Origin of the sequence: Citromicrobium bathyomarinum (assembly GCF_038594485.1) — a bacterium.
GTDB lineage: Bacteria > Pseudomonadota > Alphaproteobacteria > Sphingomonadales > Sphingomonadaceae > Alteriqipengyuania > Alteriqipengyuania bathyomarina_A.
On the sequence record NZ_JBCFZG010000005.1, the window covers coordinates 40087 to 54384 of the forward strand.

Below are 14298 nucleotides of genomic sequence, written 5' to 3' on the forward strand. Positions count from 1 at the left end.
TCAAGCAGGTCCGATTGCTGGTGGGTCGCCTCTCATGTCCCTGCCCGGTACTGCGTCAGCCAAACAGCGTCAGCGATGCCAGGTCGTTGATCGTCACGAATAGCATCAGTGCAAGCACGAGAGCCACACCGGTGCGATACGCCATTTCCATCGCGCGGGGCCCCACAGGCTTCCGGCGGATCGCCTCCGCCGCGTAGAATGCCAGATGACCACCGTCGAGCGCCGGGATTGGCAGCAGGTTAATGAATGCCAAATTAAGTGAGATCAGCGCGGCGAAGTTCACGAACGCAATCCAGCCCAGGCTCAGTTGCTCACCGGAGTACTTCGCGATCTTCACCGGGCCGCCCAGCTCGCTGACAGACCGCTGTCCGATGACGATTTGCTTTAGCCCCGTCACCATCATCGAAAACGTATCGACGGTCTGCTGCGACGCGCCCACCAGCGCTCCCAGCGGGCCCTGACGCTCAAAATCATATTCGACACCGGCCGATTCGACCCCCAGCAGGCCAATCCGCGACGTGTTGCCGAACCGATCCTCGACCTCACTGCTCATCGTCGTCACAGGCACCGTGATCGTTCGGCCATTTCGCTCCACGCCCAGTTCCATACGCTGCTCGGGCTGCAGCATCACTTCCTGTTGCAGTTCGCGAAAACTTTCGAGCTGCTTGCCGTCGAGCGTCACGATCCGGTCGCCGATCTTGAGACCGGCATCGCGCGCAGACGATTTCTCGCTGAACCCGGCGACGGTCAGTTGTTCGGACGGATCGACGGGGACCGGCTTGCCGATAATCATGAAGAAGGCGGCAAAAATGCCGATTGCGACCAGAATATTGGTCACGGGGCCCGCAGCCACGATCAATGCGCGGCGCCAGAGGCTGGCGTTCTGAAACGCACCCTCTTCCGCCGGTGCGTTGGGATCGGGGATGCTGGCCGGGTTCATATCGCCCTTGAACTGGACGTACCCGCCCAGCGGCAGCGCCGAGATGCGCCATCGCGTACCGCGCCTGTCGTCGAAACCGACCAGTTCCTTGCCGAACCCGACGGAGAATGCATCCGCCTTCACGCCGAGCGCACGGCCCACGAGCAGATGGCCAAGTTCGTGCAGTGTAACCAGCGGCCCCAGCACCAGCAGGAACCCGACGATCCACATCCAGATGGGCACGTTTTCGATCACTTGTTCTCCAGAATGGCCTGCGCCTGCCTGCGCGCAGCCGCATCGACCGCCAGCACATCGTCGAGGCTGTCGAGCCGTTTGGGATGGTTCGACTTTTGCAGGACGTCCTCTACCAATGCCGCAATTCTGGTGAACGGAATGTGACCGGCAAGGAAGGCCCCCACGGCTATCTCATTGGCAGCATTGAGAACTGCAGGCGTCGCCCCACCCTCCTCACACGCGGCGCGGGCCAGCCTGGTCGCGGGGAAGCGCTCTTCGTCGGGCGCGAAAAAGGTCAGTTCGCCGATCTTCGCCAGGTCGAGCGGCTCGCACGGCGTTTCCATCCGTTTCGGCCATGCGAGGCACGACGCGATCGGCACCATCATCTCCGACGGCCCGAGCTGTGCGAGCGTGGAGTTGTCGCGGTACTCGACCATCGAGTGGATCACGCTTTGCGGATGCACCAGAATGCGGATCTTATCGAGCCCGACCGGGAACAGGTGATGCGCCTCGATCAGCTCGAGGCCCTTGTTGAACATCGTCGCCGAATCGACGCTGATCTTGGCCCCCATGTCCCAGTTGGGATGCGCGACCGCTTGATCGGGCGTGACCCGTTCGAGCTCCTGCGGAGAGAGCAGCCGCAGCGGCCCTCCGCTCGCGGTCAGGGTGATCATCCGCACCTCGGCGATGTCGTTGCCCGCAAGGCACTGGAAGATTGCGTTGTGCTCGCTGTCCACCGGCAGCAGCGTTGCGCCATGCTCAGCGACCGCCCGTGTCATGACCTCGCCCGCGGAAACCAGCGCTTCCTTGTTCGCCAGAGCGATCGTGCCGCCCCGCTCGATCGCGGCCATGACCGGGGCAAGCCCGGCGCAACCCACGATCGCAGCCATGGTGATATCGACCGGGCGCTTCGCCGCCTCGATCAGGGCAGCGCGGCCGCCCGCAGCCTCGATGCCGCTCCCCGACAGCGCCTCGCGCAACGCGGGCAGGCAGGCCTCGTCGCTCACCACAGCGATCTTCGCGTCGAATTCGCGCGCCAGGTCCGCCAGTTTGGAAACGCTGCAATGCGCGGTCAGCGCCTCGACCCGCCAATCGGCCCGATGCTTGCGCAGCAGCTTGAGGGTGGAGTCGCCGACCGAACCGGTCGCGCCGAGGATGCTTATCGAGCGCATGGGATCAGGCGAGATTGTAGACCACGCCCACCACGATGGCGACCGGGATCAATCCGTCGAAACGATCGAAGAACCCGCCGTGCCCCGGAATGAGACGGCTGGAATCCTTCACCCCCGCCTTGCGCTTCAGCCAGCTTTCGAAAAGGTCGCCGGCTTGCGCCACCACGGCGAGTACCGGGCCGAGGATCAGTGCGAGCATGTAGGCACGCGACGTTACCGCCATGTCGATGATCTGCGCCGCGCCGAACACCGCGCCCAGCAGGAACAGCGTCGCGCCGATCATGCCGCCGATCATGCCCGCCCAGGTCTTGTTCGGACTGACCCTGCGCCAGATCTTCGGCCCACCCACCAGAGTGCCGACGCCGTAGGCAAAGCTGTCGGCGAAAATCACGACGAAAATGGTCACCAGGAACAGCTCGAGCGAGAACCCGCTGAGGATCACCCCTGCCAGGGCGATATACGCACCCCCCGCGATAATCGCGGCGAGCCGGTAGGGGACATTCGCCGTCGCCTTGATGACCAGGAAGATGAATTCGATGAAACACGCGGCGGCGACACCGGCGATCAGCAGCGTGCGCCCCTGCGCCCCGCCCCAAAACACCGCAGCCGCCGCCAGCGCGCCAAGCACCACGCCGGAGGCAACGCGAATGCCCAGCTTCTTGCGACGCGCATTGGCCGCGATCGCGGCAATCTCGACCTCTTCGGGCAAGCCTTCGGGCAGTTCGTTCGATGCGGCTTGCGCTTCCACCTGCGCTTCGGGCGCAACATCGCGCTCACCTGCGGGCGTATCGTCTTCCGCATCCATGCGCGGTTCGTTATCGGCCGCCATAGCGCCTCTCCCTCCTCGCGAACGTATCGAGCGCTTCGTGTAAATGCTGCGGCGTGAAATCGGGCCACAGCGTCTCGACGAAAATCATTTCCGCGTAGGCCATCTGCCATAGCAAGAAATTGGAAAGGCGCACCTCTCCACTTGTGCGGATCAGCAGATCGACAGGCGGCAGGTCGGCAGTGAACAGGTGCCGTTCGATGGACTCGGGCGTGATCTCACCCTCGCGCGCTGCAGCACTCGCTGCCAACGCGATTTCCTGCTGCGCTCCGTAATTGAGCGCTACGGCGACGGTGCGTGCCCCATCCTTGGTTCGCTCCAGCGCGTCTTCCAGCATGGCCACGATGTCGCCATCGAGCGCGCGCCAGTCGCCGACGATTTTCAGCCGCACGCCATTGGCGACGAATTCGTCAAGATCGGACCGGATGAAGCTGCGCATCAGGTTCATGAGGTCGGACACCTCATCCTGCGGGCGCTTCCAGTTCTCGCTGCTGAAGGCATACAGCGTCAGGCATTCGATCGAGGTGTCCTTGAGGCTGCGGACCAGCGTCCGCACGGCCTCCACGCCGCGCTTGTGGCCCATGGCGCGCGGCAGTGCGCGACGCTTCGCCCAGCGACCATTGCCATCCATGATGATGGCAACGTGTCTTGCCTGATTTTGCGAACTGTCTGCCATCAATATAACCGCTCGGGCGGAACCTGTCGAAGCACAGCCCCCCTCATTGGGGCATAGCAACGACAGGGAAACAGCCCTTCGACAAGCTCAGGGCGAACGGACCAGGACAGGAGGGCGAGAACCCTCACTGCGTCATGATTTCCTTTTCCTTGGCTTCGGCCGCAGCGTCCGCCTCCGCGGTATACTTGTCGGTCAGCTTCTGGACCTCGTCTTCGGACCGCTTGCGGTCGTCCTCGGAGATTTCCTTCTTCTTCTCGTCTTCCTTGAGCGCTTCCATACCGTCGCGGCGCACGTTGCGGATCGCGATCTTGGCGCCTTCGGCATACTTGCCCGCCAGCTTGGCGAGGTCCTTGCGCCGTTCCTCGGTTAGGTCGGGCATGGGAATGCGCAGCGTCTGGCCGTCCTGCATCGGGTTGAGGCCCAGGTTCGCGTGCGCAATGCCCTTCTCGACCGCGCTGACATTGCTCTTGTCCCACACCTGCACGCTCAGCATGCGCGGTTCGGGCGCAGACACGGTCGCCACTTGGTTGAGCGGCATCATCGAGCCGTAGACCTCGACCACAACGGGATCGAGCAGGCTGGTGTTGGCGCGCCCGGTGCGCAGGCCCGCGAGATCGCCCTTGAGGCTTTCCACCGCGCCCTGCATCCGGCGTTCGATATCGCTCTTGTCGTATTTCGCCATGGTCGGCTTCCTCACATCCTCTTGAATTCTAGTCGTTCTGTACGATCGTCTGGACCCCTTCGCCAGCGAGAACGCGGGCCAGATTGCCCTTCTCGCGGATCGAGAAGACGACGATGGGAATATTGTTGTCGCGACACAGAGCCACTGCGCTGGCGTCCATCACCTTCAGGTTGTCCGCCAGTACCTTGCCATAAGTGACTGTATCGTAACGCTTTGCCTCGGAATTTTTCTTGGGATCGGAATCGTAAACTCCGTCCACGCTGGTGCCCTTGAACAAGGCATCGCAGCGCATTTCGGCAGCACGCAGCGCTGCGCCGCTGTCGGTGGTGAAATAGGGCGCGCCCACGCCTGCGGCGAAGATCACGATGCGGCCCTTTTCCAGATGCCGTTCCGCTCGGCGGCGGATCACCGGTTCGCACACCTGATCCATCTGCACGGCGCTCTGCACGCGCGTCGGGACGCCCAGCTGTTCGAGCGCGCTCTGCATCGCGAGCGCGTTCATCACCGTGGCGAGCATGCCCATGTAGTCGGCCTGTCCGCGGTCCATCCCCTGCGCCGCGCCCGCCATCCCGCGAAAGATGTTGCCGCCGCCGATGACGAGGCAGATTTCCCACCCTTCGTCCTTGGCCTGCTTCACTTCCTTCGCCAATTCGAGGACGAAGGCAGGATCGATGCCGAATTCCTGTTCGCCCATGAGCACTTCGCCCGAGAGTTTCAGGAGGATGCGCTTGGCGTTCTTGATCGGCATGGGGGGTGAGGCCTCGATTTGCGGAATTGCGCTCGGCCCTAACGCGCACGGGTGCAGGTGGCAACGGCCTGACGAACTGGAGTGCGGGCGGTTTTGATTGCGCTTGCCCAGCTATGGCACGTCCCTATTCCTATCGTATGAACCGATCTTCGTTCCCGACCGGTCGCAAGCGCACGCTTGTTCTGGCGATTCTCGCCGCCGTGCTTGTGGCGAGCTCGCTGATCGCATGGAAAGCATGGCGCGACACGATGGGCGATCCGCAGGTGCTGCGGACCACCGTCACGCTGGCCGACATGCCCGAAGCAACCGATCAGGTCACAGTCGCGCTGCTGACCGATATCCACGTCTCCGGCCCGGACATGCCGCCCAAGCGGCTCGATCGGATCGTCGCGCAGGTGAATGCGCTGGAGCCAGACCTGATCGTGATCGCGGGCGACTTGGTGAGCGATGGTCGCCTTGTCACCCATGTCTACAAGGCAGACGAGATCATCGCCCCACTGGCAGGATTGAAGGCACCGCTTGGCGTGATCCTCGTCCCCGGCAACCACGATCACTGGTACGACTGGCCGGCCCTCAAGGCCGGGCTTGCTGGAACGGACATCGTGGTGCTCGAGAACGAAGCCCACCAGGCCGGTCCGCTGGCAATCGGCGGGCTCGACGACGAGTATACCGGTCACGCCGATATCCCGGCAACCCTGCGTGCGATGAAGAAGCTCGCGGGCGCGCGGATCATCGTGAGCCACGGGCCCGACCCCACGCCCGACCTGCCCGAAGGATCGGTGGTGCTGGCAGGGCACACGCATTGCGGCCAGATCAGGCTTCCCCTGATCGGGTCGCTCGGCGTACCTTCGCGCTATGGCAAGCGCTACGAATGCGGGCGGATCGAGGAGGGCACGAAAACCGTGATCGTCAGCGGGGGGCTCGGCACGAGCATCATGCCGGTGCGGTTCGGGACGCGGGCCCAGGTGTGGCTGGTCGAGTTCCGCCCGGAAGGCGGATAGCTAGAACGCCACCGTTGCACCGCTCTTCGCGCTGCGCATCCCTGCTTCGAGCACCTTCATCGTGTCGAGAGCCTGTTCGATTCCCACGGGGTTGGGCCCGTCGCCACGGATGGCCGAGGCGAGAGCGTTCCAGAACAACCGATAATCGCCACGCTCATTCGGCACCTCGCCATGCGAATGGATATCGCTGGCGGGAGTGTAGGTGCCCGGTATCGGGTCCACTCCCAGGTCCGCATCGCCCGGCTGCGCGCCGCCGACGATCGCGGGCTCCTGTGTGTCGAGCCCGTGCTTGATCCAGCTGCCGCCGGTACCGTGGACCGCGAAGCGCAGCCCATCGTCCGCGCACAGCTTGCTCGAATGCAGCACCACCCGGCGGTTCGGGTAGCGCAGGACCGCATGGAACCAGTCGGGTGCCGGGCTCCCCTCTCGCATACTCGCGAGATCGAGCGTCATAGCATCCGGCATGCCGAACAGGCACAGCGCCTGATCGACCAGATGCGGGCCGAGATCGAACCACGATCCGCCTTCACGCGCATCTTTCCAGCGTTCGGGGACATCCGGCTTCCATCGATCGAAATGGCTTTCGAAATGGACGATCTCGCCCAGCAGATCTTCGCCAATCATCCTTTTCAGCGTCAGGAAATCGGCATCCCAGCGCCGGTTCTGGAACACGGTCAACATCCGCCCGGTGCGCTGCGCGGCATCGCGCATCCGCTGAGCATCGCCGAGCGTCGTCGCAACCGGTTTTTCGACCAGCACGTGCTTGCCCGCATCGAGCGCCGCGATTGCATGGTCTGCGTGCAGATCGTCGGGACTGGCAACGATCACCAGTTCGATGCCGGGTTCGGCCAGAAGCGCCTCCACCGAAGGGACTACAGCCATTCCCGGCAGGCGGTCGTGAACCTTCGCGGGATCGCTGGAGACGATCGCACGCAGCGCCAAACCCTCGGTCGCTTCCACGAAGGGCGCATGGAATACGCGGCCGCTCAATCCGAATCCGACGAGGCCGACCCCGATTTGCGTCATGTAACTTCCTTGTTGCTGGCGTGCCTGTACTCGAATGCGCCGGACACGAAAACGGCCGCCGGATCGAAACCCGACGGCCGCGAATTTGAAGCGTCGATGATGAAGGGACGTTAGCCCTTCACGGCCGCCGCGACTTCGGCTGCGAAGTCGCTTTCTTCCTTCTCGATGCCTTCGCCCAGCTGGAAGCGGACGTAGTCCTTCAGGACGATCGGCTTGCCGGCTTCCTTGCCCGCCTGCGCGACGACCTGTTCGATCGGGGTCTTGTTGTCGTGCACCAGGATCTGGCTGAGCAGCGCGTTTTCCTTGGCGAACTTGGCCACGGCGCCTTCGACCATCTTTTCCTGCACGTTCTCGGGCTTGCCGCTTTCGGCTGCCTTTTCCTTGGCGATCGAACGCTCACGCTCGATCAGCTCGGCGTCGAGACCTTCGGCATTGAGCGCCTGCGGGAACGCAGCGGCGATGTGCTGCGCAAGCTTGGTGCCGAGCGTTTCGAGCGTTGCCGCATCGGCTTCGCTTTCGAGCGCGACGAGCACGCCGATCTTGCCGAGGTTCGGCGAAACCGCGTTGTGCATGTAGGGGACGACGAGGCCCTGATCGACCGAGACGGACTTCATCCGGCGGACCTGCTGGTTCTCACCAATGGTCGCGACGTTGTTGGTCAGCTTGTCGCCGATCGTGCCGCCATCGGGGTGATCCATGCCCTTGAGCGCTTCGACGTCGTCGCTGTTCGCGCCCAGCGCAACCTGCGTCGTCTTGCGCACGAAGTCCTGGAACTGGTCGTTCTTGGCGACGAAGTCGGTTTCCGAGTTGACCTCGACCGCGACACCCTTGGTGCCTTCGACGGCGACGCCGATCAGCCCTTCGGCTGCGGTACGGCTCGACTTCTTCTGGGCGGTGGCGAGGCCCTTGGCACGCAGCGCGTCGACAGCGGCTTCGACGTCGCCATCGGCGGCTTCGAGAGCCTTCTTCGCATCCATCATGCCCGCGCCGGTCTTCTCGCGGAGTTTCTTTACGTCAGCGGCGGTAAAAGCGGCCATCGATCGTATCCTTGATTTTGAAATGTGGTCAGCGTCCCCGGAACGGGTCAATCCGCTCCGGGTCGCTAGTCAGCGATTGTGAAGCCGCGGTTACGCGGTTGCTTCGGCTGCCTCGGTCGAGGTCTCGGCGGGCGGATTTTCCATCTCGCCGACACCCGGATCGTTCGCGCCGTCGCGGCGTGCAGCTTCACCGAATGCGTCGCAGTAAAGACGCACGGCACGCGCCGCATCGTCGTTACCCGGAACGGGGAAGGCGATGCCGGTCGGGTCGGTGTTCGAATCGAGCACCGCAACCACGGGAATGCCAAGCACGTTGGCTTCCTTGATCGCGAGGTCTTCCTTGTTGGCGTCGATCACGATCATCACGTCGGGAATGCCGCCCATGTCGCGGATGCCGCCGAGCGAAAGCTCGAGCTTGTCGCGTTCGCGCGTCAGGTTGAGCACTTCCTTCTTGGTCAGGCCGCTGGTGTCGCCCGAAAGCTGCTCTTCCAGCGTCTTGAGGCGCTTGATCGAACCGGAAATGGTCTTCCAGTTGGTCAGCATGCCGCCCAGCCAGCGGTGGTTGACGAAGTGCTGTCCGCTCATGCGGGCGGCTTCGGCGACCGGCTCCTGCGCCTGGCGCTTGGTGCCGACGAACAGGACCTTGCCCTTGCCCTGCGCGGTCGCGGCGACGAAATCGAGCGCACGCGCCATCAGCGGCACGGTCTGCGACAGGTCGATGATGTGAACACCGTTGCGCGCGCCGAAGATGTACGGCTTCATGCGCGGGTTCCAGCGGTGGGTCTGGTGGCCGAAGTGTGCGCCGGCCTCGATCAATTGCTGCATCGTGACGGTAGGAGCCGCCATAGGTAAATTCCTTTCCGGTTGAACCTCTGGAAGGCAGGAACCCGTGGCGGAGACCCCGCCTTGGGCACCGGTATGAAGGCGCCTTCCATGTGGATTTTCCCGCGAATCCGTCGCGGAAGCGGGCCACTTAGCGAGTGATGAGCGGAAAATCCAGCCTCATTTTGGCGCACCAGCAATGCCGGTCGACCCGATTTGCCTTGACAGGCAAGAACAAATGGAGAACATTGGCACTCATCAGCGGAACACCGAGAGCCACTGATGGATTATCACCACGTTTTCCACAGCCGGTACAGCTCTTTTGCACCGGCTCTCTGGAAGATGAAGGCCGGAGAAAGAACATGATCGCGCTCGCCATTACCTGCCTGCTTGTTGCCACGACGTTCATTGCCCTGCTGTGCGCGACCGACAGCCTGCTGCGCGGCTGGGTTTCCTACGGGGCGCTCGCACGCGAACTGCGCGCGCTGAGGACCGGTGGCGAAGCAGCAATGGCAGGCAGTTCGCTGGCCCGGGTTCGCAGCACTGCCGGTCGCCCTGCCCGCCGCGCGGGAATCGCCGCTCGCTCGCCCGCTTCAAAGCTGCGCGCGGCAGCCTGATCGGCAATACCGGGGAATTATTGCTGGACGCCTTCCAGCGTGACGGTTTCGCCCAGCCTGCCCAGCACGGTTTCGCCTGCGATCACACGCTGCCCCATCAGCACCTGGGGAGAGGTCCCCGCCGGAAGATAAAGGTCGACCCTGCTTCCGAACCGGATCAGCCCGATACGCTGGCCCGCCGCCACGATGTCCCCGGGCTTTACGAAGGGGACGATGCGCCGCGACACGAGCCCGGCGATCTGCGTCATCCCGACGACCACGCCATCGCCGCGCATGATCAGCAGATGCTGACGCTCGTTCTCATCGCTGGCCTTGTCGAGCTCGGCATTGACGAACTTGCCCGGCATGTAATTCATCGCGACGATCGTGCCCGCGCAGGGTGATCGATTGATATGAACGTCGAAGACGCTGAGATAGATCGATATCCGCGTCACGGGCGCCCTGCCGAGCCCCCCATCTTCCCCCCGCAGTTCGAGCGGAGGTTCGACCTCAGCGATCTGCGTCACCGTGCCATCGGCCGGCGACACGAGCAGATTGTCGCCGCGCGGTACGACCCTTTCCGGGTCGCGGAAAAAGGCGAGGATGCACAGCGACAGGAAGGCGAGCGGCCACGCGATCGTTTCCCAGGCAAGGACCGCAGCGATCAGCGACAGGCCGAAGCAGATCAGCGCGTATTTGCGCCCCTCGGGATGAATCGAGGGGATCGCGGAACGCGCCTCCCCCCGTCCGCGATTGTCCATGAAGTCACCTGCCATAGCTGATCCCTAGGGCGAAGGAGAATGGCAGACAAGGCGCGGCTGCCATGACGGTTTCGATGTCGTCGCACAGCGGCGCCATCACGAACCTGGTCGGCGCACTGAAGGCTTCAGCGGTTCAGAGTGAGCAGCATACGATCGCGGCGCGGGATGCCTTGCGCAGCGCAAGGCGTGGCCGGACGCGCTAGCCGACCTTGCGCACGAATACCGTGCCAGCCGAGTAGCCTGCGCCGAAGCTGCAGATCAGCCCGGTATCTCCATCGGCGAGATCTTCGTTGTTCAGGTGGAACGCGATGATCGAGCCTGCGCTCGACGTGTTGCCATAAGTATCGAGTACGGTGGGGCTCTCGTCCGCATTCGCCTCGTGCCCCAGCACGCGCTGGGCGATCAGGCGGTTCATCCCGGCATTGGCCTGGTGCAGCCACAAACGCCTCAGCGCCGTCGGATCGACCGACAGCCGCTCTGCCTCGGTCACGATCATTTCGGCGACCATCGGGACCACTTCCTTGAAGACCTTGCGGCCTTCCTGGACGAACAGCTTGTCGTCCGCGCCCATCGTTTCGGGCTCGGCGCGGTTGAGGAAGCCGAAGTTGTTGCGGATATTGTTCGAGAACACCGTCTTCAGGCGCGTCCCGAGAATGTCCCAGTGCTGCGCGGGAGCGATCTGCGCATCCTCTACCAAAACAGCGGTAGCGACGTCGCCGAAGATGAAATGGCTGTCGCGGTCGCGCCAGTTGAGGTGCCCGCTGGTAATCTCGGGGCTGACGACCAGCACGCTCTTCGCATTGCCGGAGCGTACGTAATCGGCGGCAGTCTGGATCCCGAAGGTGGCCGAAGAGCAGGCAACGTTCATGTCGAACGCGAAACCGTCGATGCCCAGTGCCTGCTGGATCTCGATCGCCATCGCCGGATAGGGCCGCTGCATGTTCGACGCGGCGCACAGCACCGCATCGACATCGGCTGCATCACGCCCGGCCTTCGCCAAGGCGTCGCGCGCGGCCTTCACGCCGATCTCCGCCATTATCGAGAGTTCGTCGTTGCCGCGCGGTTCGTGGCGCGGCTCCATGATCGCGGGGTCGATCAGCGGCGCCTTGTTGATCACATGGCGCGCCTTGATCCCGCTCGCCTTTTCGATGAACTCGACGGAGCTATGCGTCAGCGGCTCGGCCTCGCCCGCGGCGATCGCATCGGCGTGCTGCGCGTTGTGGCGATCGACAAATGCGTTGAAGCTTCGCACCAGTTCTTCGTTGCTGATGCTTTCTTCGGGCGTGAACAGCCCGGTCGCGGAGATAACGGGGTGGCCCGCAATAGTAGAGTGCGCGTTCATGGGAGGGGTGGATTAGCCGCGCGTGGATGGCGCGGCAAGCGCGCGTCTCCAAACGCGCGGAATCGGGACGGCAGACGGCGAGGCAGGCTGCCTCGCCGCCCGACGCAGTGAAGCTCAGTCGACCATCCTGGCGACGAGACGGCGCAGTTCGGGGGTCGGTATCCCAGCGCTAGCGGGGTCGTGGTCCGCCAGGGCCTGCGCGTGAACGGCGCCATAGCGCAGCGACAGTTTTGCGCGCGGCGTGCCGCGCATGGTAAGGGTATTCATGTATGTAATATCCGGCGGGTCTTCCCGCCGCCTTCCTGGATTGTCAGCGCCGGTTTGCGCGCGTGCGTGCACCGACGGGCCCTTGCCCGGGTGAACGTTCGCGAAAAACGATCCGTCCCTTGGACAGATCATACGGCGTCATTTCGACATGTACGCGGTCTCCAACGACCGAACGGATACGGTAGCGACGCATCTTGCCTGCGGTGTAGCAGATGATGCGGTGCTCATTATCGAGTGTCACGCCAAAGCGTCCGTCGGGCAGGATCTCGTCGATCGCGCCTTCCATCGTAATGAGCTGTTCTTTCGCCAAACCTGTTCCTTCACGTACGAAAAATCATCCGCACGGACGTGTTCCGTGGCGGAGCCATAGTGTGTGGAATGGAAGTGGTGCCGGAGTCGCACTTGGGCGACCGTCGCGGCAATCATAATCCGTCGCAAACGACGTCAGGCAAAATCAATATAGCAGCGGGCAAAGAAATTTCAATAACATGGCGCCATGTCTCATGGGCGATAGCGCCGTGCGAAGGCACTCCAATGCCGAACCCGGGCAGCCCGGGCCCATACGCATTTTCTCGATTTGAAGCTTTACCGAAGAAGTGGTGGACAGGGCTGGATTCGAACCAGCGTACGCTTGCGCGGGCAGATTTACAGTCTGCTGCCTTTAACCACTCGGCCACCTGTCCACATGATCGGTCTGCAAGAGGCAATGCAAGAAACGGTGCCCTTTCGGGGGGCGACCGGATGCCGAGAGGCGCCCCTTTGGAGAAGCCGCGCTTGCCTGTCAATGGTCGGGCTGGCAGTGCGGGCGCCTATGGCAAAACCGGAACGGAAAAGAGCATTGCGCGGACGCGCTGGGCGGATGAAGGGCGGACGCGGCAGCGGGCGCGCGAGCACGGGCCAGGTGCGCCTGTGGGGTCGGCACGCGGTCGAGGCCGCGCTGCTCAATCCGGAGCGCAAACATCGCAAATTGTGGGCCACACGCGAGGGAATCGCCTCGCTCGACGGTGAATTGCCCGCCGATTTCCCGATCGAATATGCCGAGGGGCCCGATCTCGACAGGCTGGTGGCGCGCGATGCGCCGCATCAGGGGCTGGTGCTGGAATGCGCCGCGCTGGAAGATCGCGACCTTGCCGAGATCATCGCCGATGCCGACGCGAATCGCCCCATCGTGGTGCTCGATCAGGTGACCGATCCGCACAATGTCGGCGCGATCCTGCGTTCGGCGGCTGCGTTCGGCGCGGCGGCGATCGTGACGCAGGATCGGCATGCCCCGCCCGAAAGCGGCGTGGTCGCCAAGTCCGCGTCGGGCGCGCTGGAGACGGTGCCGTGGGTGCGCGTGGTCAACCTGGCGCGCGCGCTCGACGATCTGTCGAACAGCGGCTTCTGGCGGATCGGTCTGGCCGGAGAAGCGGAGATGACGCTGGCGCAGGCGATGCCTACGGGACCTGTGGCCATCGTGCTGGGCGCGGAAGGCGCCGGGCTGCGCCACAACATTGCCGGGCACTGCGACGCGCTGGCCAAACTGCCGATCTCCGACGCTATCGAGAGCCTCAACGTTTCGAACGCCGCCGCCATCGCGCTTTACGCGCTGGCAACGCGCGAGGACTGACGCTCTCCGCGCGGGAAACCTCTCCGATCGCAGGCAAAGAAAAACCCCGTCGATCCACCACTCGACGGGGTTTTTCGTAATGAATAGCCCCGCAAGGGGCCGAGCGTCGAACGCTCTTAGTTCACGGCGTCCTTCAGGCCCTTGCCGGCCTTGAACTTCGGCTGGTTGGAAGCCTTGATTTCCATCGGTTCGCCGGTGCGCGGGTTACGGCCGGTCGAAGCCTTCCGCTTGGCCACGGAAAACGTACCGAAGCCCACGAGCCGGACCTCATCGCCATTGGCGAGGGCCTTCTGGATCGAATCGAAAACGCCTTCGACAGCGTTCGAAGCATCGGTTTTGGAAAGGCCACAGGATTCGGCGACTGCGCCGATCAGCTCATTCTTGTTCATTCGGAAAAACCCCTCAGTCCCAGACATTCAAAGTGGTGATCCGCATCATGCGAATGCCCCCACCTGAAACCTTAGTCACGAGTCTGTCAAAGCCATTTTGCGGAAAAATCGCGGAAACCTGCGATTTGCTAGTTTATGAATCGTTACCTGTGCACAAACCTGTGGGAAATCCGGAACACAGCACGAACGTC

The 14298-nt window shown here is 63.4% G+C and carries 17 protein-coding genes and 1 tRNA gene; 3 read left to right on the forward strand and 15 right to left on the reverse strand.

Annotation, left to right across the window (positions count from 1 at the left end; genetic code table 11):
- Positions 1-55 precede the first annotated feature (55 nt).
- The 6 genes from rseP to pyrH form a co-directional block, all read right to left on the reverse strand.
- Positions 56-1174 (reverse strand): RIP metalloprotease RseP, encoded by a 1119-nt coding sequence (gene rseP / locus AAG591_RS10855; RefSeq protein WP_342531302.1) that lies wholly within the window; start codon positions 1172-1174, stop codon positions 56-58.
- Positions 1171-2325: a 1-deoxy-D-xylulose-5-phosphate reductoisomerase gene (gene dxr / locus AAG591_RS10860; RefSeq protein ID WP_342531303.1), complete on the reverse strand. Its 1155-nt coding sequence runs from the start codon at positions 2323-2325 to the stop codon at positions 1171-1173. The genes rseP and dxr overlap by 4 nt, the downstream gene beginning before the upstream one ends.
- A 4-nt stretch (positions 2326-2329) precedes the next feature.
- Positions 2330-3154, reverse strand: a complete 825-nt coding sequence (locus AAG591_RS10865) for a phosphatidate cytidylyltransferase (protein ID WP_342531304.1) — start codon at positions 3152-3154, stop codon at positions 2330-2332.
- Positions 3141-3827 carry a polyprenyl diphosphate synthase gene (gene uppS / locus AAG591_RS10870; protein WP_342531305.1) on the reverse strand — a complete coding sequence of 229 codons (687 nt, stop codon included), beginning with the start codon at positions 3825-3827 and terminating at the stop codon, positions 3141-3143. Before uppS ends, AAG591_RS10865 begins: the two co-directional genes overlap by 14 nt.
- Positions 3828-3951: 124 nt before the next feature.
- Entirely contained in the window at positions 3952-4509 is a 558-nt protein-coding gene (gene frr, locus AAG591_RS10875; RefSeq protein WP_342531306.1) for a ribosome recycling factor, read from the reverse strand.
- Positions 4510-4537: 28 nt separating this feature from the next.
- Entirely contained in the window at positions 4538-5257 is a 720-nt protein-coding gene (gene pyrH / locus AAG591_RS10880; RefSeq protein ID WP_342531307.1) for a UMP kinase, read from the reverse strand.
- Between the two features lie 137 nt (positions 5258-5394).
- On the opposite strand from pyrH, the gene AAG591_RS10885 reads away from it, so the two are divergent.
- Positions 5395-6258 carry a metallophosphoesterase gene (locus AAG591_RS10885; RefSeq protein ID WP_342531308.1) on the forward strand — a complete coding sequence of 288 codons (864 nt, stop codon included), beginning with the start codon at positions 5395-5397 and terminating at the stop codon, positions 6256-6258.
- Here the strand turns inward: AAG591_RS10885 and AAG591_RS10890 are convergent, their stop codons facing one another.
- From AAG591_RS10890 to rpsB, 3 genes are all read right to left on the reverse strand, one after another.
- A complete protein-coding gene (locus AAG591_RS10890) occupies positions 6259-7284 on the reverse strand; it encodes an oxidoreductase (protein WP_342531309.1) in 1026 nt (341 codons plus the stop codon). It abuts the gene before it with no gap.
- Between the two features lie 110 nt (positions 7285-7394).
- The gene (gene tsf, locus AAG591_RS10895; protein WP_342531310.1) at positions 7395-8321 is read right to left on the reverse strand and encodes a translation elongation factor Ts; all 927 of its coding nucleotides are present in this window, start codon (positions 8319-8321) and stop codon (positions 7395-7397) included.
- Positions 8322-8411: 90 nt separating this feature from the next.
- Positions 8412-9167, reverse strand: coding sequence for a 30S ribosomal protein S2 (gene rpsB, locus AAG591_RS10900; RefSeq protein ID WP_342531311.1), 756 nt, complete (start codon positions 9165-9167; stop codon positions 8412-8414).
- A 338-nt stretch (positions 9168-9505) separates the two neighbouring features.
- On the opposite strand from rpsB, the gene AAG591_RS10905 reads away from it, so the two are divergent.
- On the forward strand, positions 9506-9760 hold the full coding sequence (locus AAG591_RS10905) for a hypothetical protein (protein WP_342531312.1): 255 nt from the start codon (positions 9506-9508) through the stop codon (positions 9758-9760).
- 17 nt (positions 9761-9777) lie between these two features.
- On the opposite strand, the gene AAG591_RS10910 is transcribed toward AAG591_RS10905, so the two are convergent.
- The 5 genes from AAG591_RS10910 to AAG591_RS10930 all read right to left on the reverse strand — a co-directional run bounded on the left by AAG591_RS10910 (position 9778) and on the right by AAG591_RS10930 (position 12792).
- On the reverse strand, positions 9778-10515 hold the full coding sequence (locus AAG591_RS10910; protein WP_342531313.1) for a phosphatidylserine decarboxylase: 738 nt from the start codon (positions 10513-10515) through the stop codon (positions 9778-9780).
- Between the two features lie 184 nt (positions 10516-10699).
- Positions 10700-11842 carry a beta-ketoacyl-ACP synthase III gene (locus AAG591_RS10915; protein WP_342531314.1) on the reverse strand — a complete coding sequence of 381 codons (1143 nt, stop codon included), beginning with the start codon at positions 11840-11842 and terminating at the stop codon, positions 10700-10702.
- Between the two features lie 114 nt (positions 11843-11956).
- On the reverse strand, positions 11957-12109 hold the full coding sequence (locus AAG591_RS10920; protein ID WP_342531315.1) for a hypothetical protein: 153 nt from the start codon (positions 12107-12109) through the stop codon (positions 11957-11959).
- 43 nt (positions 12110-12152) lie between these two features.
- The gene (gene infA / locus AAG591_RS10925) at positions 12153-12419 is read right to left on the reverse strand and encodes a translation initiation factor IF-1 (RefSeq protein ID WP_342531316.1); all 267 of its coding nucleotides are present in this window, start codon (positions 12417-12419) and stop codon (positions 12153-12155) included.
- Between the two features lie 287 nt (positions 12420-12706).
- A tRNA-Tyr gene (locus AAG591_RS10930) sits at positions 12707-12792 on the reverse strand.
- A 128-nt stretch (positions 12793-12920) separates the two neighbouring features.
- Between AAG591_RS10930 and rlmB the strand changes: the two genes are divergently transcribed.
- A complete protein-coding gene (gene rlmB / locus AAG591_RS10935; protein ID WP_342531318.1) occupies positions 12921-13718 on the forward strand; it encodes a 23S rRNA (guanosine(2251)-2'-O)-methyltransferase RlmB in 798 nt (265 codons plus the stop codon).
- A gap of 116 nt (positions 13719-13834) precedes the next feature.
- On the opposite strand, the gene AAG591_RS10940 is transcribed toward rlmB, so the two are convergent.
- Complete coding sequence (locus tag AAG591_RS10940; protein ID WP_342531319.1) at positions 13835-14107, reverse strand: HU family DNA-binding protein; 273 nt, start codon at positions 14105-14107, stop codon at positions 13835-13837.
- Positions 14108-14298: the final 191 nt, after the last annotated feature.

What these genes read in the sequence shown, in the direction of transcription:
- dxr (WP_342531303.1), bottom strand. Translation starts at nt 2,325, where the DNA reads ATGCGCTCGATAAGCATCCTCGGCGCGACCGGTTCGGTCGGCGACTCC.
- AAG591_RS10865 (WP_342531304.1), bottom strand. Translation starts at nt 3,154, where the DNA reads ATGGCGGCCGATAACGAACCGCGCATGGATGCGGAAGACGATACGCCC.
- uppS (WP_342531305.1), bottom strand. Translation starts at nt 3,827, where the DNA reads ATGGCAGACAGTTCGCAAAATCAGGCAAGACACGTTGCCATCATCATG.
- frr (WP_342531306.1), bottom strand. Translation starts at nt 4,509, where the DNA reads ATGGCGAAATACGACAAGAGCGATATCGAACGCCGGATGCAGGGCGCG.
- pyrH (WP_342531307.1), bottom strand. Translation starts at nt 5,257, where the DNA reads ATGCCGATCAAGAACGCCAAGCGCATCCTCCTGAAACTCTCGGGCGAA.
- AAG591_RS10885 (WP_342531308.1), top strand. Translation starts at nt 5,395, where the DNA reads ATGAACCGATCTTCGTTCCCGACCGGTCGCAAGCGCACGCTTGTTCTG.
- AAG591_RS10890 (WP_342531309.1), bottom strand. Translation starts at nt 7,284, where the DNA reads ATGACGCAAATCGGGGTCGGCCTCGTCGGATTCGGATTGAGCGGCCGC.
- tsf (WP_342531310.1), bottom strand. Translation starts at nt 8,321, where the DNA reads ATGGCCGCTTTTACCGCCGCTGACGTAAAGAAACTCCGCGAGAAGACC.
- rpsB (WP_342531311.1), bottom strand. Translation starts at nt 9,167, where the DNA reads ATGGCGGCTCCTACCGTCACGATGCAGCAATTGATCGAGGCCGGCGCA.
- AAG591_RS10905 (WP_342531312.1), top strand. Translation starts at nt 9,506, where the DNA reads ATGATCGCGCTCGCCATTACCTGCCTGCTTGTTGCCACGACGTTCATT.
- AAG591_RS10910 (WP_342531313.1), bottom strand. Translation starts at nt 10,515, where the DNA reads ATGGCAGGTGACTTCATGGACAATCGCGGACGGGGGGAGGCGCGTTCC.
- AAG591_RS10915 (WP_342531314.1), bottom strand. Translation starts at nt 11,842, where the DNA reads ATGAACGCGCACTCTACTATTGCGGGCCACCCCGTTATCTCCGCGACC.
- AAG591_RS10920 (WP_342531315.1), bottom strand. Translation starts at nt 12,109, where the DNA reads ATGAATACCCTTACCATGCGCGGCACGCCGCGCGCAAAACTGTCGCTG.
- rlmB (WP_342531318.1), top strand. Translation starts at nt 12,921, where the DNA reads ATGGCAAAACCGGAACGGAAAAGAGCATTGCGCGGACGCGCTGGGCGG.
- AAG591_RS10940 (WP_342531319.1), bottom strand. Translation starts at nt 14,107, where the DNA reads ATGAACAAGAATGAGCTGATCGGCGCAGTCGCCGAATCCTGTGGCCTT.